The 19,916-nt window shown below is 71.9% G+C and carries 19 protein-coding genes and 1 pseudogene; 5 read left to right on the top strand and 15 right to left on the bottom strand.

Annotation, left to right across the window (positions count from 1 at the left end):
- Positions 1 to 20: 20 nt before the first annotated feature.
- Together hemB and ACH4D3_RS37960 are read right to left on the bottom strand one after the other, a co-directional pair.
- Positions 21 to 1,013, bottom strand: a complete 993-nt coding sequence (gene hemB, locus ACH4D3_RS37965; protein ID WP_398332261.1) for a porphobilinogen synthase — start codon at positions 1,011 to 1,013, stop codon at positions 21 to 23.
- Between the two features lie 122 nt (positions 1,014 to 1,135).
- Positions 1,136 to 1,844: pseudogene (locus tag ACH4D3_RS37960) on the bottom strand (SDR family NAD(P)-dependent oxidoreductase).
- A gap of 107 nt (positions 1,845 to 1,951) precedes the next feature.
- On the opposite strand from ACH4D3_RS37960, the gene ACH4D3_RS37955 reads away from it, so the two are divergent.
- Both ACH4D3_RS37955 and ACH4D3_RS37950 read left to right on the top strand, forming a co-directional pair.
- Positions 1,952 to 2,677 (top strand): TetR/AcrR family transcriptional regulator, encoded by a 726-nt coding sequence (locus ACH4D3_RS37955; RefSeq protein WP_398332260.1) that lies wholly within the window; start codon positions 1,952 to 1,954, stop codon positions 2,675 to 2,677.
- Entirely contained in the window at positions 2,674 to 3,195 is a 522-nt protein-coding gene (locus tag ACH4D3_RS37950; protein WP_398332258.1) for an SMI1/KNR4 family protein, read from the top strand. Before ACH4D3_RS37955 ends, ACH4D3_RS37950 begins: the two co-directional genes overlap by 4 nt.
- Positions 3,196 to 3,298: 103 nt before the next feature.
- Here the strand turns inward: ACH4D3_RS37950 and ACH4D3_RS37945 are convergent, their stop codons facing one another.
- The 5 genes from ACH4D3_RS37945 to ACH4D3_RS37925 all read right to left on the bottom strand — a co-directional run bounded on the left by ACH4D3_RS37945 (position 3,299) and on the right by ACH4D3_RS37925 (position 9,038).
- Positions 3,299 to 4,996, bottom strand: coding sequence for a uroporphyrinogen-III synthase (locus ACH4D3_RS37945; RefSeq protein ID WP_398332256.1), 1,698 nt, complete (start codon positions 4,994 to 4,996; stop codon positions 3,299 to 3,301).
- Entirely contained in the window at positions 4,993 to 5,952 is a 960-nt protein-coding gene (gene hemC / locus ACH4D3_RS37940) for a hydroxymethylbilane synthase (RefSeq protein WP_398332254.1), read from the bottom strand. The genes ACH4D3_RS37945 and hemC overlap by 4 nt, the downstream gene beginning before the upstream one ends.
- Complete coding sequence (locus ACH4D3_RS37935; RefSeq protein WP_398332252.1) at positions 5,949 to 7,685, bottom strand: glutamyl-tRNA reductase; 1,737 nt, start codon at positions 7,683 to 7,685, stop codon at positions 5,949 to 5,951. Before ACH4D3_RS37935 ends, hemC begins: the two co-directional genes overlap by 4 nt.
- A complete protein-coding gene (locus ACH4D3_RS37930; RefSeq protein ID WP_109034982.1) occupies positions 7,682 to 8,458 on the bottom strand; it encodes a redox-sensing transcriptional repressor Rex in 777 nt (258 codons plus the stop codon). Before ACH4D3_RS37930 ends, ACH4D3_RS37935 begins: the two co-directional genes overlap by 4 nt.
- Positions 8,459 to 8,732: 274 nt before the next feature.
- Positions 8,733 to 9,038 (bottom strand): glutaredoxin family protein, encoded by a 306-nt coding sequence (locus ACH4D3_RS37925; RefSeq protein WP_385357588.1) that lies wholly within the window; start codon positions 9,036 to 9,038, stop codon positions 8,733 to 8,735.
- Positions 9,039 to 9,194: 156 nt separating this feature from the next.
- Here ACH4D3_RS37925 and ACH4D3_RS37920 point away from each other — a divergent pair, with 156 nt between their 5' ends.
- The 3 genes from ACH4D3_RS37920 to ACH4D3_RS37910 all read left to right on the top strand — a co-directional run bounded on the left by ACH4D3_RS37920 (position 9,195) and on the right by ACH4D3_RS37910 (position 12,747).
- Complete coding sequence (locus tag ACH4D3_RS37920; RefSeq protein WP_398332249.1) at positions 9,195 to 10,154, top strand: HAD family hydrolase; 960 nt, start codon at positions 9,195 to 9,197, stop codon at positions 10,152 to 10,154.
- Positions 10,155 to 10,456: 302 nt separating this feature from the next.
- On the top strand, positions 10,457 to 11,251 hold the full coding sequence (locus tag ACH4D3_RS37915) for an ECF subfamily RNA polymerase sigma factor, BldN family (RefSeq protein ID WP_007443701.1): 795 nt from the start codon (positions 10,457 to 10,459) through the stop codon (positions 11,249 to 11,251).
- A gap of 248 nt (positions 11,252 to 11,499) precedes the next feature.
- A complete protein-coding gene (locus ACH4D3_RS37910) occupies positions 11,500 to 12,747 on the top strand; it encodes a DUF5667 domain-containing protein (RefSeq protein WP_361007994.1) in 1,248 nt (415 codons plus the stop codon).
- Positions 12,748 to 12,799: 52 nt separating this feature from the next.
- Here the strand turns inward: ACH4D3_RS37910 and ACH4D3_RS37905 are convergent, their stop codons facing one another.
- The 8 genes from ACH4D3_RS37905 to ACH4D3_RS37870 all read right to left on the bottom strand — a co-directional run bounded on the left by ACH4D3_RS37905 (position 12,800) and on the right by ACH4D3_RS37870 (position 19,781).
- Positions 12,800 to 13,885: a lysophospholipid acyltransferase family protein gene (locus tag ACH4D3_RS37905; RefSeq protein WP_398332247.1), complete on the bottom strand. Its 1,086-nt coding sequence runs from the start codon at positions 13,883 to 13,885 to the stop codon at positions 12,800 to 12,802.
- A 14-nt stretch (positions 13,886 to 13,899) separates the two neighbouring features.
- Positions 13,900 to 14,961 carry an NAD-dependent epimerase/dehydratase family protein gene (locus tag ACH4D3_RS37900; protein WP_398332245.1) on the bottom strand — a complete coding sequence of 354 codons (1,062 nt, stop codon included), beginning with the start codon at positions 14,959 to 14,961 and terminating at the stop codon, positions 13,900 to 13,902.
- Positions 14,962 to 15,180: 219 nt separating this feature from the next.
- A complete protein-coding gene (locus ACH4D3_RS37895; protein ID WP_003948845.1) occupies positions 15,181 to 15,279 on the bottom strand; it encodes a 30S ribosomal protein bS22 in 99 nt (32 codons plus the stop codon).
- Positions 15,280 to 15,389: 110 nt separating this feature from the next.
- Positions 15,390 to 15,602: a helix-turn-helix domain-containing protein gene (locus tag ACH4D3_RS37890; RefSeq protein WP_004984898.1), complete on the bottom strand. Its 213-nt coding sequence runs from the start codon at positions 15,600 to 15,602 to the stop codon at positions 15,390 to 15,392.
- Positions 15,603 to 15,731: 129 nt separating this feature from the next.
- Positions 15,732 to 16,547, bottom strand: coding sequence for a phosphatase (locus tag ACH4D3_RS37885; protein ID WP_398332243.1), 816 nt, complete (start codon positions 16,545 to 16,547; stop codon positions 15,732 to 15,734).
- Between the two features lie 106 nt (positions 16,548 to 16,653).
- Positions 16,654 to 17,826 (bottom strand): acetoin utilization protein AcuC, encoded by a 1,173-nt coding sequence (locus ACH4D3_RS37880; RefSeq protein ID WP_398332241.1) that lies wholly within the window; start codon positions 17,824 to 17,826, stop codon positions 16,654 to 16,656.
- Complete coding sequence (locus ACH4D3_RS37875) at positions 17,777 to 19,030, bottom strand: MFS transporter (RefSeq protein ID WP_398332239.1); 1,254 nt, start codon at positions 19,028 to 19,030, stop codon at positions 17,777 to 17,779. The genes ACH4D3_RS37880 and ACH4D3_RS37875 overlap by 50 nt, the downstream gene beginning before the upstream one ends.
- 103 nt (positions 19,031 to 19,133) lie before the next feature.
- Complete coding sequence (locus ACH4D3_RS37870) at positions 19,134 to 19,781, bottom strand: HAD family hydrolase (RefSeq protein WP_398332237.1); 648 nt, start codon at positions 19,779 to 19,781, stop codon at positions 19,134 to 19,136.
- Positions 19,782 to 19,916: the final 135 nt, after the last annotated feature.

Here is a 19,916-nt window from a genome sequence, read left to right as displayed (position 1 = left end):
GAAGGGCCGGCACCGGTCGCTCAGCGCAGGGTGCGAGCGACCTCGGTCGCCCAGTACGTCAGGATGTTGCGCGCGCCCGCCCGCTTGATCCCGGTGAGGGACTCCAGGATGGCCCGGTCGCGGTCGATCCACCCCTTCTCGGCGGCGGCCTCGATCATCGAGTACTCGCCGGAGATCTGGTAGGCGGCGACGGGCACGTCCGAGGCCTCGGCGACCTTGGCGAGGATGTCGAGGTAGGGCCCGGCCGGCTTGACCATCACCATGTCGGCGCCCTCCTCCAGGTCCAGCGCCAACTCCCGCAGCGACTCCCGCGCGTTGGCGGAGTCCTGCTGGTAGGTCTTGCGGTCGCCCTTGAGCGAGGACCCGACGGCCTCGCGGAAGGGCCCGTAGAAGGCGGAGGCGTACTTGGCGGTGTACGCGAGGATCGCGACGTCCTCCCGCCCGATCTGGTCGAGGGCATCACGGATGACGCCGATCTGCCCGTCCATCATCCCGCTGGGCCCGACGACATGGGCGCCCGCGTCGGCCTGGACCTGCGCCATCTCGGCGTACCGTTCGAGCGTGGCGTCGTTGTCGACGCGCCCCTGGTCGTCGAGGACCCCGCAGTGTCCGTGATCGGTGAACTCGTCGAGGCACAGGTCGGACATCACCAGCAGTTCGTCCCCGACCTCGGCCCGCACGTCCCGCAGCGCGACCTGCAGGATCCCGTCGGGGTCGGTGCCCGCCGTCCCCGCGGCGTCCTTCTTCCCGTCCTCCGGCACCCCGAAGAGCATGATCCCGGAGACCCCGGCCTCGACCGCCTCCGCGGCCGCCTTCTTCAGCGTGTCCCGCGTGTGCTGCACGACGCCGGGCATCGCCCCGATCGGTACCGGCTCACCGACGCCCTCGCGGACGAACGCGGGGAGGATGAGGTCGGCGGGGTGCAGCCGGGTCTCTGCGACCATCCGACGCATCACGGGGGTGGTCCGCAGTCGCCGGGGCCGGGTGCCGGGAAAGGATCCGTACGTCGTCATACCACCTACGCTACGCCCGCCCCACCCATGCCTTTGCCGACGGGAAGTCGGCCCGGCCCGGCCCCGATGGCCCGGGCCGGCCCGCCGTACGGCCGACCTGGACAAGTGCGCGGTACGGCCCCTCAGAACGCGGCGATGCCCTTCGTCAACCGCCGTGCCAGCGCGAGGACCGCCCGCTCCGGCAGGAGCTGGTTCACCCGGGCGAACGCGGCGTAGCGACGTCCGTCGACGACCGAGGTCCTGCCCGAGCGCAACGCCCGGAAGGCAGTGGTGACGACCTGTTCGGGCGTGCGTATGCTGCCGAGCCTCGCCATCTCGGGCAGTACGTCCTCGGTCTTCTGCCCGGAGGCGGTCACTCCCGGGACCAGCGCCAGCACCCGGACACCCGTGCCGGCGGTCTCGTCGGCGACCGCCAGCGTGAACGACCGCACCAGCGCCTTGGACGAGGAGTAGGCCGCCAGATACGGCGTCGGCAGGTACGCGGAGACGCTCGACACGTTCACCACCGTCCCCGTGCCCCGCGCGACCATCCCCGGCCCCGCCGCCCGCGTTGTTGACGAGGAAACCGATCTCCACGCCCTGCTCGACGCTCCGCTCGTACATCGCGCCCGCCGCACCGGGCTCGGACAGGTCCAGCGTCTGCGTCAGGACCCGCACGCCGTGCGCGGAGCGCAGGGACGAGGCGAGTGCCTCCAGTTTGTCGCCCGACCGCGCCACCAGGACGAGGTCCGCACCGCGCCGGGCGAGCCGGTGCGCGAACTCGGCGCCAATGCCTCCCGACGCCCCGGTGACCAGGGCCGTGGTGCCGGACAGGCGAGAGAGGTCCTGCATGTTTCTCCTCCGGACTGAGGGCCGATGACCACGGCCGACGGACTTGCACCGCCCACGCTAACCTCGTAAGTGGACGACACCATCCACTTGCCCGGAAATGAGAAGACATGCCGACCTATACCTCTCACAAACCCCCAGAGCGCACCCCCGCGCGCCATGGGCCGGACGACCTGCGCACCGACGCCCGCCGCAACCGCGAACGCGTGCTGGAGGCGGCACGCGAGGTCTTCGCGGCGCAGGGCACGGACGCCCCGATGAGCGCGGTCGCCCGCCGGGCGGGTGTCGGCGTGGCCACCCTCTACCGCCGCTTCCCGACCCGCGCCGAGCTCCTCACCGCCGCCTTCGACGACCAGCTCTCCGAGTGCGCGGCCTTCTTCGACACGGCGCTGTCCGACCCCGACCCGGGGCACGGGCTCTACACGCTCCTCGAGAAGGTGTGCACCACGCTGGTGACCGACCGCGGCTTCGACACGGTGTTCATGCCGGACTTCCCCGACGCGCTGGACCGCGACCACGACCACGACCACGAACGCGAACGCACCTGCGCCGCGGACGGCCTGAGCACCCTGATCCAACGCGCCCGCGACGCGGGCCAGCTCCGCGAGGACTTCGCCCCGTCCGACATCCCCCTGCTCCTCCTCGCGGTGACCGGCCTGGCCACCCAGCCCCCCGAGGTCGCCCTCCCCGCCGCCCGCCGCCTCCTCACCTACCTCTTCCAGTCCTTCCAGGCCCACCCTCCGTCCCGCCCGGGCCCCCTGCCGCCCGCCCCGGCGCTGAACCTGAACGGGCTGCACCGGTCGGTGTCTGCGCAGACGTCTACTGTGCGCCCATGAGCGAGACACCCGCCGACGACCGCCGCCTTCCCCCGGCCCTGGCCGACGTGGCCCGTATCGAGTTCGACTACGCCGACGGCGACGGAATCGACTTCGAGCCCTACGCGGCTTTCGACTCCGCCGAGGAGACCACGCACTGGCTGCGCCAGTGGACGGGAAACCCCGAGGCCGACGGCTCCGCCTACCGCGTCTTCGGCCAGGACGGCGCCGGCGGCCTCGCGGCCCTGTGGCACGGCCGCCCCGGCCGCCCGCTCACCGAGCAGCCCGTGGTGTACGTGGGGTCGGAGGGCGAGTGCGACGTGGTCGCCGGGAACCTGTCCGACTTCCTGTGGCTGCTCGCCGACGGAATGGGCCCCGCTGAGGCGGACGACGAGCGCACGGAGCGCCCCGACCCGGAACTCACCGCACTCGCCGAACGGCACGCCACCACCCCACGCCGCCCGGCCGCGGACATCGTCAAGGAGGCCCGCGCCGCCTTCCCGGCCTTCGCGGAGGACCTCTGGGCCCTCTGCCGGTGAGCGGCGCCCCGGGCGGAGCCGCGCAACTGCCGGACTGGCCCACCAGGACCCGCCCCGCACGACAACGGGGCGCCCCTGAATCCAGGGACGCCCCGCACACACCTCAGGTCGAGGACCGCCGTCTGCGCGACCCCGGCCGCCGCTCGCTCGGCCGCGTCACCGGATCCCCCGCCTCCAGGGCCGCCGCCCGGCGGCGCAGGCCGAAGTCGGCCAGGGCCTCCGCCAGCTTGTGGACGGACGGCTCGGGAGCCATCACGTCGACGCGCAGCCCGTGCTCCTCGGCCGTCTTGGCCGTCGCCGGGCCGATGCAGGCGATCACCGTGACGTTGTGCGGCTTGCCCGCGATGCCGACCAGGTTGCGGACCGTGGAGGACGACGTGAAGAGCACCGCGTCGAAGCCACCGCCCTTGATGGCCTCCCGGGTCGTGGCCGGGGGCGGCGAGGCGCGCACCGTGCGGTACGCGGTGACGTCGTCGACCTCCCAGCCCAGCTCGATCAGACCGGCGACGAGGGTCTCGGTGGCGATGTCGGCCCGGGGCAGGAAGACACGGTCGATCGGGTCGAAGACCGGGTCGTAGGGCGGCCAGTCCTCCAGGAGACCGGCGGCCGACTGCTCGCCGCTCGGGACCAGGTCCGGCTTGACGCCGAAGGCGATGAGGGCGTTGGCCGTCTGCTCGCCGACCGCCGCGACCTTGATCCCGGCGAAGGCGCGGGCGTCCAGGCCGTACTCCTCGAACTTCTCGCGGACCGCCTTCACCGCGTTGACCGACGTGAACGCGATCCACTCGTAGCGGCCCGTCACCAGGCCCTTGACCGCCCGCTCCATCTGCTGCGGGGTGCGCGGCGGCTCCACCGCGATGGTCGGAACCTCGCTCGGGACGGCCCCGTAGGACCGCAGCTGGTCGGAGAGCGAAGCCGCCTGCTCCTTCGTGCGCGGGACGAGGACCTTCCAGCCGAACAGCGGCTTGGACTCGAACCACGACAGCTGGTCGCGCCGGGCGGCGGAGCTGCGCTCGCCGACCACGGCTATCACCGGGCGGCCGCCGTCCGGGGACGGCAGCACCTTCGCCTGCTTCAGCGTCTGCGCGACCGTGCCCAGCGTCGCCGACCAGGTGCGCTGCCGCGTGGTCGTACCGGCGATCGTCACCGTCAGCGGGGTGTCCGGCTTGCGGCCCGCCGAGACCAGCTCGCCGGCCGCCGCCGCGACCGAGTCGAGCGTCGTCGACACGACCACCGTGCCGTCGGAGGCCCCCACCTCGGTCCAGCAGCGGTCCGACGCCGTACGGGCGTCCACGAAGCGCACGTCCGCGCCCTGGGCGTCCCGCAGCGGCACACCGGCGTACGCGGGCACGCCGACGGCGTTCGCGATGCCCGGGACGACCTCGAAGGGCACCCCGGCCGCGGCGCACGCCAGCATCTCCTCGGCGGCGTACGCGTCGAGCCCGGGATCCCCGGTCACCGCACGCACGACCCGCCTGCCGCCCCGCGCGGCCTCCATGACAAGATGTGCGGCATCCCGCACAGCGGGGGCGCCGAGGGTCGTTGACGCACCGTCAACTACCGTCAGCTGGGGCGCGCCTGTGCCCGGATCCGACGGATCGGCATCCGTGTGCACTTCGGACACGCCCTGCCTCGCGTGCGTGCGTACGACGTCGAGCACCTCGTGCTCGGCGACGAGGACGTCCGCGTGCGCCAGCGCCTCGACGGCGCGCAGAGTCAGCAGTCCCGGATCTCCGGGTCCGGCACCGAGGAAGGTGACGTGCCCGTGTTCAGGACCGGCGGGAAGGGTGGTGGGGCTCACTGTGCTCGCTCCCCCATCAGACCGGCCGCGCCCTGGGCGAGCATCTCGGTGGCGAGTTCGCCGCCGAGCGCCAGCGCCGCCTCGTGCGTCTCGGGCACGGGACCGGTGGTGGACAGCTGCACCAGCGTCGAGCCGTCGGTCGTGCCGACGACGCCGCGCAGGCGCATTTCCTTGACAGTCTGCCCGTCGGCCAGAAGGTCGGCCAGCGCGCCCACAGGTGCGCTGCAGCCGGCCTCCAGGGCGGCGAGCAGTGACCGCTCGGCCGTTACGGCGGCCCGCGTGAACGGGTCGTCGAGCTCGGCGAGCGCGGCGATCAGCGAGGCGTTGTCCGCCGCGCACTCGATCGCCAGTGCCCCCTGGCCGGGGGCCGGCAAAACCGTGTCGACCGACAGGAAGTCGGTCACCTCGTCGATGCGCCCCACCCGGTTCAGCCCGGCGGCGGCCAGCACGACGGCGTCCAGCTCACCGCTGCGGACGTATCCGATGCGGGTGTCGACGTTGCCCCGGATCGGGACGGTCTCGATCTCCATCCCGTGGCCGCGGGCGTACGCGTTCAGCTGTGCCATGCGGCGCGGCGCGCCCGTGCCGATGCGCGCCCCGCGCGGGAGGTCGGTCAGCTTGCGGGCGTCCCGGGCGACGACCACGTCCCGCGGGTCCTCGCGCTCCGGGATCGCGGCCACGACCAGGCCCTCGTGCCGCGCGGTGGGGAGGTCCTTGAGCGAGTGAACCGCGAAGTCCACCTCGCCCCGGAGCAGCGCGTCGCGCAGCGCGGCGACGAACACCCCCGTGCCGCCGATCTGCGCCAGGTGCTCCCGCGACGTGTCGCCGTACGTGGTGATCTCGACCAGCTCAACGGGCCGACCGGTCACCTGGCTCACGGCGTCCGCCACCTGCCCGGACTGGGCCATGGCGAGCTTGCTCCGCCTGGTCCCCAGCCTCAGTGCCTTCTCAGTCATGCCGGCCCTCGGTTCTTCTCAGTGCTGTTCTCGGCGCGGGAGACGGAGGCCACCGTCTCCTGGTCGAGGTCGAACAGGGTGCGCAGCGCGTCCGCGTACCCGGCACCGCCGGGTTCGGCGGCGAGCTGCTTGACCCGCACCGTCGGCGCGTGCAGCAGCTTGTCGACCACACGCTTGACGGTCTGGGTGATCTCGGCCCGGTGCTTGTCGTCGAGCCCCGGCAGCCGCCCTTCCAGGCGGGCGATCTCGCCGGCCACGACGTCCGCGGCCATGCTGCGCAGCGCGACCACGGTGGGCGTGATGTGCGCGGCGCGCTGGGCGGCGCCGAAGGCGGCGACCTCGTCGGCGACGATCCGGCGGACCATGTCGACGTCGGCGGCCATCGGTGCGTCGGCGGAGGCGTCGGCGAGCGACTCGATGTCCACCAGGCGGACCCCGGCCAGCCGGTGCACGGCGGCGTCGACGTCCCGCGGCATCGCGAGGTCGAGCAGGAAGAGCACGGGCTCGGGGCGCGGCACCTCGGCGACCGGCTCCGGGCGGCGGCGCTCGGGGATGCGGCCGACGCGGGTCGCCGTCGCGGCGAGCGCGCCGATCAGCTCGGCCTCCGCCTCCGGACCGCTCCGGCCCGTCTCGCGCGGCCGGTCCGGCGCCGTACCGCCCGCGGCCCACGCGCCGTGCTGCTCCAGCGTCGCCGCGTCCAGCCCGGCCACGGCGGCCTCGCCCATGACGGAGAAGCCGGAGGGGACGGAGGACACGGAGGAGAGGTCCAGGGGGCAGTTCTCGTCGGCGGCGCTCCCGGCACCCGGCAGTGGCGTTTCACCGGCTTCCCGTACCGCGCTCTCCCGTACGGCGGTGTCCTGGACGGCGGTGTCCTCGGCGGCGGGCGCGCCGGTACGGCCCCGCACCGTCGCCGCCACGGAGTCGGCCGTGAGGACGAGACCGGTCGCACCGGTGCAGGAGACGGCCAGGTCGGCACGTGTCAGCTCGCCCGGCACCGCGTCCATCGGTACCGCGCGGGCCAGCACGTCCGTGCCGTCGCCCTCGGAAAGGATCTGTGCGAGGTGCTCGGCGCGCTCGAAGGTGCGGTTGGCGACCACGATCTCGGCGACACCGGCCCGCGCCAGCGTGGCGGCGGCCAGCGAGGACATCGAACCGGCGCCGATGACCAGCGCCTTCTTGCCCCGGGCCCACTGCTCGACGTCGGCCCCGGCGGACAGCTGCTCCAGACCGAAGGTGACCAGGGACTGCCCGGCCCGGTCGATGCCGGTCTCGGAGTGGGCGCGCTTGCCGACCCGCAGCGCCTGCTGGAACAGGTCGTTCAGCAGCCGTCCGGCGCTGTGCAGGTCCTGGGCGCGGGCCAGGGAGTCCTTTATCTGGCCGAGGATCTGCCCCTCGCCGACCACCATCGAGTCCAGCCCGCAGGCCACCGAGAACAGATGGTGGACGGCCCGGTCCTCGTAGTGCACGTAGAGGTAGGGGGTCAGCTCCTCCAGGCCGACGCCGCTGTGCTGGGCGAGCAGCGTGGACAGCTCGGCGACACCGGCGTGGAACTTGTCCACGTCGGCGTACAGCTCGATGCGGTTGCAGGTGGCCAGCACCGCGGCCTCGGCGGCCGGTTCGGCGGCGACCGTGTCCTGGAGCAGCTTGAGCTGCGCGTCCGCGTTCAGCGAGGCCCGTTCGAGCACGCTGACGGGGGCGCTGCGGTGACTCAGCCCGACGACGAGGAGGCTCATGCCGGCATCACGGCGGGTACGTCCCCGTCGGGTCCCTGGTCGGCGGAGCCGGTGGAGTGCTGCTGCTTGCGGGCGGCGACGGGCGGTGCGGCGCCGTCGGCCGCGGCCTCCTCGCCCGCTTTGCGCTGCTCGTGGAAGGCGAGGATCTGCAGCTCGATGGAGAGGTCGACCTTGCGCACGTCGACGCCCTCGGGGACGTTCAGCACGGTCGGCGCGAAGTTCAGGATGGAGGTGACGCCGGCGGCCACGAGGCGGTCGCAGACCTGCTGGGCGGCGCCGGCGGGGGTCGCGATCACACCGATCGAGACACCGTCGTCCTGGATGATCTTCTCCAGCTCGTCGGTGTGCTGCACCGGGATCCCGGCGACGGGCTTTCCGGCCATTCCCGGATCGGCGTCGATGAGCGCGGCGACGCGGAACCCGCGGGAGGCGAAACCGCCGTAGTTGGCGAGCGCGGCACCCAGGTTGCCGATACCGACGATCACAACCGGCCAGTCCTGGGTGAGGCCGAGTTCGCGCGAGATCTGGTAGACGAGATACTCGACGTCGTAACCGACACCACGCGTCCCGTAGGAGCCGAGGTAGGAGAAGTCCTTGCGCAGCTTCGCGGAGTTGACCCCCGCGGCGGCCGCCAGCTCCTCGGAGGAGACCGTGGGCACCGAGCGCTCGGACAGCGCGGTCAGTGCGCGGAGGTACAGCGGAAGCCTGGCGACGGTGGCCTCGGGAATCCCTCGGCTGCGGGTCGCCGGTCGGTGTGCTCGGCCAGTTGCCACGGTGCTCCTGCGGGTAGAGCGGGGCTGTAGGCGGTCATACGTCCCTACATGACCGCCCCGTCGAATGCAGGCTATGTCTTTGTGAACGCGTGCACAAAGATGGTGTCCGATTTGCCCGGCCAACGTGACCGGGGTCACGCGCCCCCGGCGCACGGAACGGGAACCGGCACATACGTACTCGCGTTCCTCACTCATCGGAGGCAAAGCCGTACACGCTCCTCACGATCAACGCCCCCGAGACCTGGTCGCCATCGATCCTAAGCGACCATACGGACTACTTGTACTGATCGGTCAGTACCTTGCGCAGCCGTTCCTCGTTCACACGCCAGAAGGTGTGCTGCCGGCCGTCGACCAGCACGACCGGAATCTGTTCCCAGTACTGGTCGTGGAGCCCGCGGTCCTCGGTGATGTCCTTCCCCTCCCAGGGGACGCCGAGTTCGGCGCAGACCTTCTCGACGACGAGCTGTGCGTCATCACACAGATGACAGCCGGGTTTGCGGATGAGGGTGACGAGATGGTTCTCGGAGTGCTCAGGGGGCTGCGTGGGCTTCCGGCGGAAGAGGGGACTCATGCCGGCCATTCTCGCGCGCGCGAGCGGGACGCCGGGCCGGACCGCGGGCGGGACCGCGGGCGAGCCCTCGGGGCGCGGCCGCTTAACGGCACCGCCGCCCGGAGTTCACAGCCCGCGAACCCGTCGGCTCCGAAGCATCCGAACAAGCTGGCTATGCTCACTGGCATGGCCGCTCTTCGATGGCTCACTCCCCGTAGGCGCTCCGCCACGGCACGGAGCGTGTTGGCAGGCGAGGCCTCGGCGGAGGCAGCCCGCAAGTCCGCGGAAGCCGCAGAGACCGCCGAGATCGCCGAGACCCCCCGGGAAACCGCGCCCGACTCCGGTGTCGCCGAACCGGAGTTCCCGGTCCACGGCGACGAGCGCGCGGCCGCGTTCTTCGACCTCGACAACACCGTCATGCAGGGCGCCGCGATCTTCCACTTCGGCCGGGGCCTGTACAAGCGGAAGTTCTTCGAGACCCGCGACCTCGCCCGCTTCGCCTGGCAGCAGGCCTGGTTCCGGCTGGCCGGGTTCGAGGACCCGGAGCACATGCAGGACGCCCGCGACTCCGCCCTCTCCATCGTCAAGGGCCACCGCGTCTCCGAGCTGAAGTCGATCGGCGAGGAGATCTACGACGAGTACATGGCCGAGCGGATCTGGCCCGGCACCCGCGCCCTCGCCCAGGCCCACCTGGACGCCGGGCAGAAGGTCTGGCTGGTCACGGCCGCCCCGGTGGAGATCGCCCAGGTGATCGCCCGCCGCCTGGGCCTGACCGGCGCGCTCGGCACGGTGGCCGAGTCGATCGGCGGCGTCTACACGGGCAAGCTGGTCGGCGAGCCGCTGCACGGCCCCGCGAAGGCCGAGGCGGTCCGGGCGCTGGCCACGGCCGAGGCCCTGGACCTGTCCCGCTGCGCCGCCTACAGCGACTCCCACAACGACATCCCGATGCTGTCGCTGGTCGGACACCCGTACGCCATCAACCCGGACTCCAAGCTGCGCAAGCACGCCCGCGAGCTGGAGTGGCGGCTGCGCGACTACCGCACCGGGCGCAAGGCCGCCAAGGTCGGCATCCCCGCGGCCGCGGGCGTCGGCGCGGTCGCGGGCGGCACCGCGGCGGCCATCGCACTGCACCGCCGCCGCCGTTGACCCAATCGGGATGACGTACCCCCCGGAGGGGCTCTCCAGTCCCCTGTACTCACATCGGCCACAACACGCTCTGTAGTCACCAGGAATCCGAACCGTTCCGGTCACCAAGCGATCATTCTGGCGCAGCTGATCGAGCGTCAATCGGGCACAGAAGCGACGTAATCGATGATTTGAGCAACTGGGCGTAGCAGTGCCTGCACGAAGCGTTATTCTCCTCAGACGCATTCCGGTGCCCCACCTTCGCTACGACGGGTGAATGGTTCCGTACTGCACGTGATGGAAGCTCTGCCTCTGGGAGTCCCGTGTACCCACACGTCGGGGTTGACGCCTCGGGCCTGGCTACGCTGCGCGCAACGGTCAAATCAGCCCAAGACCTTTTGCGCGGCTTCGTCCCCACCGCGTATGCCGTCCCCGCCCTCGCCGCGGCCGCCGTGCCCGCCGGTCCGTGCTACGCACTGGCCGAAGGAAGCGCCGCCGTCGGCAGACGAGCGCGGTCGTCCTCGTCCGGGGCCGCCGCCACCACCCACCGCCGCCCGGCCGCGGACAGCGACAGCGCCCGCATGATGGAGCTGGTCGAGCGGGCCCAGGCCGGCGAGGCCGACGCCTTCGGCCGGCTCTACGACCAGTACAGCGACACCGTGTACCGGTACATCTACTACCGCGTGGGAGGCAAGGCCACCGCCGAGGACCTGACCAGCGAGACCTTCCTGCGGGCGCTCAGGCGCATCGGCACCTTCACCTGGCAGGGCCGCGACTTCGGCGCCTGGCTCGTGACGATCGCCCGCAACCTGGTCGCCGACCACTTCAAGTCCAGCCGCTTCCGCCTCGAGGTCACCACCGGCGAGATGCTCGACGCCAACGAGGTCGAGCGCTCCCCCGAGGACTCCGTCCTCGAGTCCCTCTCCAACGCCGCCCTGCTGGAGGCCGTACGGCGGCTCAACCCGCAGCAGCAGGAGTGCGTGACCCTGCGCTTCCTCCAGGGCCTCTCGGTCGCCGAGACCGCCCGGGTCATGGGCAAGAACGAGGGCGCCATCAAGACGCTCCAGTACCGGGCCGTGCGCACCCTCGCCCGGCTGCTCCCCGACGACGCCCGCTGAGAGCCGCCCACCGAGGCGCTCACCCTTCGTATTCCCCAAGTCACCACTGGTGAAAGTCCGTTGAGTCCGCCGCCCGATCATCCGCCGTCCGTAACCCAAGTGCCACGCCGCTCGTTGTGCGGGATGCAGGCTCCCTGTGGTCACTCCCTGGCCGACTCCGATCACCCGATCGGATGGTTCCGACCGGGGCGTGCAACCCTCAGGACCCCCTGGGGAGTCGACCGTGATGACGAGAGGAGGTGCCGCCAGTGATCGCGAACGTATCGGCACACCGGCGGGCGAACGCCTTCGCCCAGGCCCTGGAGGAGCAGTCGGATCCCGGGGCGGCGGCCGAGCAGTCCGGAGGGCCGGCGACCGCCGGGGCCACCGCGGAACCGACCGAGCAGGGTCGCCTGGTGACCCTCGCCCATGGTCTGGAGACGCTGCCCCGGCCCGAGCTGGATCCCGAGGTCAAGGTCGTCCAGCGGGCCCAGCTCGTGGCCGCCTTCGAGGCCATGCTGCAGGAGGGCACCGCGAGCGGCGGGGCGACGGACACGTCGGTACCGGAGCAGCGCCGGGCGCGCGGCACCCATCGGGCGGCCCCGCTGAGCAGGTTCCGGCCCCGTTCGCGGCTGGCCAAGGGCCTCACCGCGGGCGGGCTGAGCGTGAGCGTGGCCGCCGGTGCCTTCGGCGGAGTCGCCGCCGCCAGTTCGGACGCCCTGCCCGGCGACTCGCTCTACGGCCTCAAGCGCGGCATAGAGGACTTCCGCCTCGGCCTCGCCGACGGCAACGACGAGCGGGGCCGGGCCTATCTGGACCTCGCCTCGACCCGGCTCAGCGAGGCCCGTCGGCTGATGGAGCGCGGCCGCAGCGGCCCCCTCGACCACGAGTCCCTCGGCGAGGTCCGCCGCGCCCTGTCCGGCATGCGGCACGACGCCTCCGAGGGCCACCGCCTGCTCAGCGCGGCCTACGCCCACGACCCCGACTCGCTGGCCCCCATGCAGGCCCTCTCCGCCTTCTCCCGGTCCCACCGGGAGACCTGGGGAGCGCTGCGCGAACGGCTGCCCGTGCAGCTCGGGGACGTCAGTGAGCAGGTGTCGTCGGTGTTCGACGCCATAGACGACGACGTGGCCCCGCTTCAGTCCATGCTGCCGCAGCCGCCGGCCCAGGACGAGGGCGGCGGGGACGACGGTCTGCCGGGCGGTTCCGGCTCGACAACCACCGACACCCCCGGCTCCGGTCACTCCTCGGCGCCCCGCACCGGCGACGAGGGCACGTCCGAGCGCGGGCGCTCGCAGTCCGGCCGGCCCAGCGAGTCCGCCGAGTCCGGCGACGAGAGCGACGGCCTGCTCGGCGGCGGCACCGGAGGCCTGCTCGACCCGCCGAAGGACGACAGCGGCACCGCCTCCCCGTCCACAGGCGGCAACACCCCGCCCACGGAGCCGGACGTCACCCTCCCGCCCCTCCTCCCGGGCCTCCTGCCCGGCCTGGGCATCGAGGCGGAGGACGCGGACTGAGCCGACGCGCCGCGTGTACGGCGGTGGGGCGGACCCACCGCCGTACTGGCTGTCAGAAGAACACCGACCGCCGCTGCACCAGCAGTTTGTAGAGCGTGTGCTGGATCTGCTCCCTCACCTGGTCGGTCAGGTTGAACATCAGCACCGGGTCCTCGGCCGCCTCCGGCGCGTAGCCGTCCGTCGGGATCGGCTCACCGAACTGGATCGTCCACTTCGTCGGCAACGGCACCGCGCCCAGCGGCCCCAGCCACGGGAAGGTCGGCGTGAGCGGGAAGTACGGGAAGCCCAGCAGCCGCGCCAGCGTCTTGGAGTTGCCGATCATCGGGTAGATCTCCTCCGCCCCGACGATCGAGCACGGAACGATCGGCGCCCCCTGCCGCAGCGCCGTGGAGACGAAGCCGCCCCGCCCGAACCGCTGGAGCTTGTAGCGCTCGCCGAACGGCTTGCCGATGCCCTTGAAGCCCTCCGGCATCACCCCGACCAGCTCGCCCTGCGCCAACAGCCGTTCGGCGTCCTCCGCGCAGGCCAGCGTGTGGCCCAGCTTGCGCGCCAGCTCGTTGACCACCGGCAGCACGAACACCAGGTCCGCCGCCAGCAGCCGCAGGTGCCGGTCGGCCGGATGGTGGTCGTGCACGGCGACCTGCATCATCAGCCCGTCCAGCGGCAGCGTCCCGGAGTGGTTGGCGACGATCAGCGCACCGCCCTCGGCCGGGATGTTCTCCACGCCCTTCACTTCGACCCGGAAGTACTTCTCGTACACCGGGCGGAGCAGGGACATCAGCACCTGGTCGGTCAGCTCGGCGTCGTAGCCGAAGTCGTCGACGTCGTAGTCGCCGGTGAGCCGGCGGCGCAGGAAGGACAGTCCGGCCGCGACGCGCCGTTCCAGGCCACCGTCCCGGTCGCTGCCGTCGCCGTCACCGTCGCCGTCACCGACCGCCGGCCGCGGCTCGGGCGACTCGTCCGGCCCGGGGCCGGGGCCCTGCGCGGCGGCTCCCCGTACGGGCAGCGGCTGCACGTCGCCCACCGGCCCCTCGCCCACCGGCGCCGACTCGGCCGAGCTGCCCCTGCGCCGGCTCCCCGCGCCGCGGCTCCCCCGCGACCGGTCGTCGTCGAACGGAATGACCTTGGCGTCCGCCATCGTTGATGCGCTCCTCAGTTGGCGCTCTGCGTCGGGAGGTGACCGCTGCCCCGCAGGGACAGCTCCGCGATCCGGTCGACGGCCCCCGCGAGGGCCTCGGGCGGCAGCAGCCCGGCACCGCGCCCGCGGGCGAAGTCCGCGAACGCCCCGGCCGTCGAGTACTTCGGCCCAAATCCCAGCGTCTCGCGCATCTGCGTGGTGTCCACCACCCGGCCGTGGGTGAGCAGCCGGATCTGCTCGGGGGAGAAGTCCGTCATCCCCAGCGTACGCACGAGCGAACCCGCCCAGGTGACCGCCGGCAGCAGCAACGGCACGGTGGGCCGGCCGAGGCGGCGCGAGCACTGCGAGAGCGTCAGCACACCGTCCCCGGCGATGTTGAAGGTCCCGCTGTTCAGCGTCCCCCGCCGCGGCTCGTCCGCGCAGACCCGCAGCACCTCGATCACGTCGTCCTCGTGCACGAACTGCAGCCTCGGGTCGTAGCCGAACACCGTGGGCAGCACCGGCAGTCCGAAGTACGAGGCCAGCGGCGTGTCCGCGGCCGGGCCGAGGATGTTGGCGAACCGCAGCACGGTCACCGACACATCCGGCCGCCGGCGCGCGAAGCCCCGCACGTACCCCTCGACCTCGACCGCGTCCTTGGCGAAGCCGCCGCTGGGCAGGGACTTGGGCGCGGTGGTCTCGGTGCAGACGGCCGGGTCGCGCGGCGCGGACCCGTAGACGTTCGTGCTGGACTTCACCACCAGCCGCCGCACCGTCGGCGACTTCTGGCAGGCGCCGAGCAGCTGCATCGTGCCGATGACGTTGGTCTCCTTCACCGAGGCGCGACTGCCGCTGCCCAGCGGCGTGCCCGTCACGTCCAGGTGGACGACCGTGTCCGCACGCGTCTGGGCCAGCACGCGTCCGACGGCCGACTGCCGGATGTCCGCCTGGACGAACTCCGCGCCGCCCAGATGGTGCTCGGGCGCGACGGCGTCCACGCCGATCACCCGCTCCACACCGGGATCACGCTGGACGCGCCGGACGAACCGGCCGCCCAGCTGCCGGGCCACTCCGGTCACGAGCACGACCTTGCCCAAGATCAGCGCCTTCCTTCCGCCTGCACCGTAGCCTGCCGCGTTCCCCGCCTGCGGGCCAACTTAGCCGGTGGGTGTTGCGCCGTGATGACCGCCGGACGCGGCACATGACGAAAAATGACGGCCGGACCGCGCCACGCCCGGACGCCGACGGCCGAACGACTGCGGCCCCCCACCGGATGCGGTGGGGGGCCACAGACCACGCCGACGGCGCAGCGTCGCTTACTTCTTGTTGCGACGCTGAACGCGCGTGCGCTTCAGCAGCTTGCGGTGCTTCTTCTTGGCCATCCGCTTGCGCCGCTTCTTGATAACAGAGCCCACGACAGTCCTCGCTCACTTCTCAATCACTCGGTTGGTGAGCGCCATGGGCCCACACGACCTACGAGGGGCCAGCCTACCGGTCCGAGCGCTGAGGGTGTAATCGAGGGCCGTCAGGCCGTTTCCACCCCCACGTAGCTCTCGCGGAGGTACTCGTGAACCGCTTGCTCCGGGACGCGGAACGACCGTCCCACCCGGATCGCGGGCAGATGACCGCTGTGCACCAACCGGTACACGGTCATCTTGGACACGCGCATCACCGAGGCGACCTCCGCCACGGTAAGGAACTGAACCTCGTTCAGAGGCCTCTCGCCAGCTGCAGCCATGACACACCTGAACCTTCCGCACTCGACGGCCACCGGCTTCCCCTTCCGGTGACTCTTCGTCGCTGCGTGCTCACTCCCCAATGTAGGGGCGGGTGATGCGAATGGGGAAGAGGTGCACCCATCGCTTCCCTACCGTGACAGACACGCCCGATTGAGTACGTAGCGGGTAAGCGGACGGTAGTACTCGGACCGCACAGCGTCATCAAGTGGAACGGCGACGGACACCAACCCCTCGGCCTCCCCCACGAAGAGCGCGGGATCATCCGTATCGGCCGGACCGATCGCCTCGAACCCCAGCTGACCTGCTCCGCAGACCCACCCGTGGTCCCCGATCACCAGCTCGGGCAGCGGTCCGCCACCCTCGGCCGCGGCGGCCAGCGCGGTCCGAACCGGCAGCGGCGAGTGCGTGTGCGCGCCGGGCTCACCACCGGCGTGCCCGGCACCGGGCTCCCGCACCAACGCGACTCCGCGGACGTAGTCGAGGTTGTACGTGCGTAGACCGAACCGGGTCGTTATGTCGACAGAGCGACCCTGCGCCGGGGTGAGGACAGTACATCCCGCCGCCGACAGCGCCTCGGCCAAGGCGACGTAGAAGCCGAGCAGTCGGTGGGGATGCCCGGTGCCGAGCAGCACAGGGGCCCGACGTCCGGCGGCCGCCGCGAGCCGCTCCGCGAAGACGTCCAGCGCCGCTAGGGTCCGGTCCGGGTCGATGACGTCCCGGCCCGAGACATCACCCGGATCGGCAGAGACCCCGCACCTCTGCGCCATCAGCCCGAGCAGCTCCCGCTGCCCCCAGTCCCGCTCCGGATCGATCCCGATCAGCACCCGGGGATCCCGAGCGGCGAACAGCCGGTAACTCCGCAGACTCACCTCCCGAGAGGTCGCCACCACCCCGGCCAGCCGAACATCAAGAAGATGAGCCCGAAGAGCTCCACGGGTCAGCACACCTCCGATGCTGCCGGGTCTTCCCGTCAGCAGAAGAGGAAACGGGAGAATCTACGCACGGTCGGCGTAACGCGGCCGCGCACCAACCCGCTACGCCAACAACCCGCTACGCCAACAGCCCGCGCAGCGGAAACACCGCCCGCCGCGCCGCCCGCACCGCCTGGTCCAACCGATCCGCGGGGTCGTACCCCGCCTCCCACGAGGCGTACGACACCGGCGACCGCCCATCGGTCATCCGCATCGGCCCCAGCTGCCGCGTCCGCGCGTACACCTCCTGCCGCCACCCCTCCGGAATCACCGTCTCCGGCTCCACCGGCCGCCCCGCCGCGACCCCCACCAGATGCGCCCACGACCGCGGCACCACCTCCACCACGGCATAACCACCCCCGCCGAGAGCCACCCACCGCCCCTCGGCGTACTCGTGCGCCAGCTCGTGACACGCCACCTGCACCGCCCGCTGCGCGTCCAGCGACACCGCCAGATGCGCCAGCGGATCCTCGAAGTGCGTGTCGGCACCGTGCTGGGTCACCAGCACCTGCGGCCGGAACTCCGCGAGGACCTCCGGCACCACCGCGTGGAACGCCCGCAGCCACCCCGCGTCCCCGGTCCCCGCCGGCAGCGCGACGTTCACGGCCGACCCCTCGGCACAGTCCGCCCCCGTCTCCTCCGGCCACCCGGTCTGCGGGAACAGCGTCGCCGGATGCTCGTGCAGCGACACCGTCAGCACCCGCGGGTCCTCCCAGAACGCCGCCTGCACCCCGTCCCCGTGGTGCACGTCGACGTCCACGTACGCGACCCGCTCGGCCCCCAGCTCAAGCAGCCGCGCGATGGCCAGCGCCGCGTCGTTGTACACGCAGAACCCGGACGCCGCCCCCGGCATCGCGTGGTGCAGCCCGCCCGCGAAGTTCACCGCGTGCGGCGCGTCCCCGCGCCACACCGCCTCCGCAGCCCCCACCGACTGCCCGGCGATCAACGCGGACACCTCGTGCATCCCCGCGAAGGCCGGGTCGTCGACCGTCCCGAGCCCGTACGAACCGTCCGCCGACCGCGGATCCGCCGACGCCGCCCGCACCGCGTCGATGTAGTCCTCCCGGTGGACCAGCCGCAGCGTCGACTCCCCGGCCGGCCGCGCCGCGACGACCTCCACCTCCCGGTCGAGCCCGAGGGCACCGACCAGACTTCGCGTCAGGGCGAGCCGGACCGGGTCCATCGGATGCTCGGGACCGAAGTCATAGCCCGTTACTGCCTCGTCCCACATCAGCTGTGCGCGGCCGCTCATGCCCGCCACCGTATCGGTCCGGCCGACCCTCGAACGACCGGGCGTACACGACCGTCACCAGCACCAACACCATCGGCACGAGCATCGCCCCGCGATAGCTCCAGGCGTCCCCGAGCGCGCCCACCAACGGCGAACCGATCAGGAAACCGACATAGTTGAACACATTGAGCCGCGCCACCGCCGCGTCGGAAGCCCCCGGGCGACCGTCCTTCTCCGCCGCCAACCGCCCCGCCGCCGCGAACGTCTGCGGCACCAGCACACACAGCCCGAGACCCAGCAGGGTGAAGCCCAGCATCCCCACCCAGGCCCCCGGCGCCGAGGCCACCACGGCGAAACCGCCCGCCGCGACCACCGCCCCGCCCCGCACCACCGCCACGGCCCCGAACCGACGCACCCCGAAGTCCCCGAGGGCCCGCCCCACCAGCGTGGTCACCATGTAGACGTTGTACGGCACGGTGGCCAGCTGCTCCGAACTCCCCAGCACGTCCTGGAGGTACTTCGCGCTCCAGTTGGAGACGGTCGAGTCCCCGATGTACGCGAACGTCATCACCAGACACAGCGGCAGCAGCACCTTGAAGCCGACCCCCGCGCCGACTCCGCCCGTGCTCGTGCCCGCACCTGTGCTTGGGCCCTCCGCACCCTCACGGTCCCCGTCGACGTACCACCGGCTCCCCACCAGCGCGGCCGGCAACAGCAGCACCACCACCGGCAGATACGACACCCACAGCGCCAGATCCCAGTGCGCCCCCGCCCAGGCCAGCGAGGCCCCCAGAATCCCGCCCAGGCTGTACGCGGCGTGAAACCCCAGCATGATGCTGCGCCCATACGCCCGTTGCAGACTCACACCGAGCATGTTCATCGACGCGTCCAGCGCCCCCACGGCCAGCCCGAAGACGGCCAGGGCGACGGCCAGCACCGCCACCCGGTCCCCCGCCCCGACGCCGAGCAGCGCCAGCAGCACCACCGGCTGGGACCAGCGCAGCAGCCGGCTCGGCCGCACCCGCCGCACCAGGCGCTCGCTCACCACGCTCCCGACCCCGGCCAGGATCGGCACCGCGGCGAGGAAGACGGGCAGCAGCGCGTCGGAGACGCCGTACCGGTCCTGGATGGCCGGGATGCGCGTCACCAACAGGGCGAAGGCGACACCCTGGGCGAAGAAGCCGAACGCGAGCGAGGCCCTGCCGCGCCGCAGCACATCAGTCATGGCGGCGAGCGTAGGGCTCCGGCTTACCCGTGGGTAGATCCAACCAAAGATGAATTCTTCTCAGCTTCCGGGACCCGGAGCCGCCCATGCCAAGGGTCAGGCCTCAACCGCGCAGCAGGTCGGCCAACTCCCCCATGTCGGCGAAGAGTCGTGTGGCTCCGTCGAGCCTCTCGGCGGGCGTCATCGCGGTGAACCCGTACACGTCCATCCCGGCCGAGACAGCGGCCCGCACGCCCAGCGGACTGTCCTCGACCACGGCACACCGCTCCCGCGCCACGCCCATCCGCGCGGCCGCGTGCAGGAACAGGTCCGGCGCCGGCTTCCCTCGCCCCACGTCCTGGGAACTGAAGATCCGCTCGTCGTCGAACCACCGGTCGAGCCCGGTCTTGCGATGCCCCGTCCGAATCCGCTCGTGGCTCCCGGAGGAGGCCACGCAGTACGCCACCCCGTCCGCGGCCAGCTTCTCCAGCACATCGACGGCGCCGGGAACGGGTTCCAGCTCCTGCTCGAAGGCGGCGAACACCCGCCCGTGGAAGACGTCGTCGAAGTCCGAGGGCAGCCGCTGCCCCGTCCGCTCCAGCACGAGGTCGTGCACGCGGTGCATGGCACCACCCATGTAGTCCCGCAGCGAGTCCTCGTAGGACGTCGGGTGCCCCAGCTCGGTGAGATAGCCGGCGAGGAGCCGATTGGAGATCGGCTCACTGTCGACGAGCACACCGTCGTTGTCGAAGATAACCAGGTCGTAGCGCATACAGAGACCCTAAACGCAGAAAACCCCGCACCGTTCCCGATGCGGGGTCTCCCAGCAATAATTGTTCGGCGGCGTCCTACTCTCCCACAGGGTCCCCCCTGCAGTACCATCGGCGCTGTAAGGCTTAGCTTCCGG

It is taken from the genome of Streptomyces sp. NPDC018026, assembly GCF_044327745.1.
Taxonomy (GTDB): domain Bacteria; phylum Actinomycetota; class Actinomycetes; order Streptomycetales; family Streptomycetaceae; genus Streptomyces; species Streptomyces rubrogriseus.
This window is presented reverse-complemented; position numbering and strand designations above follow the sequence as displayed.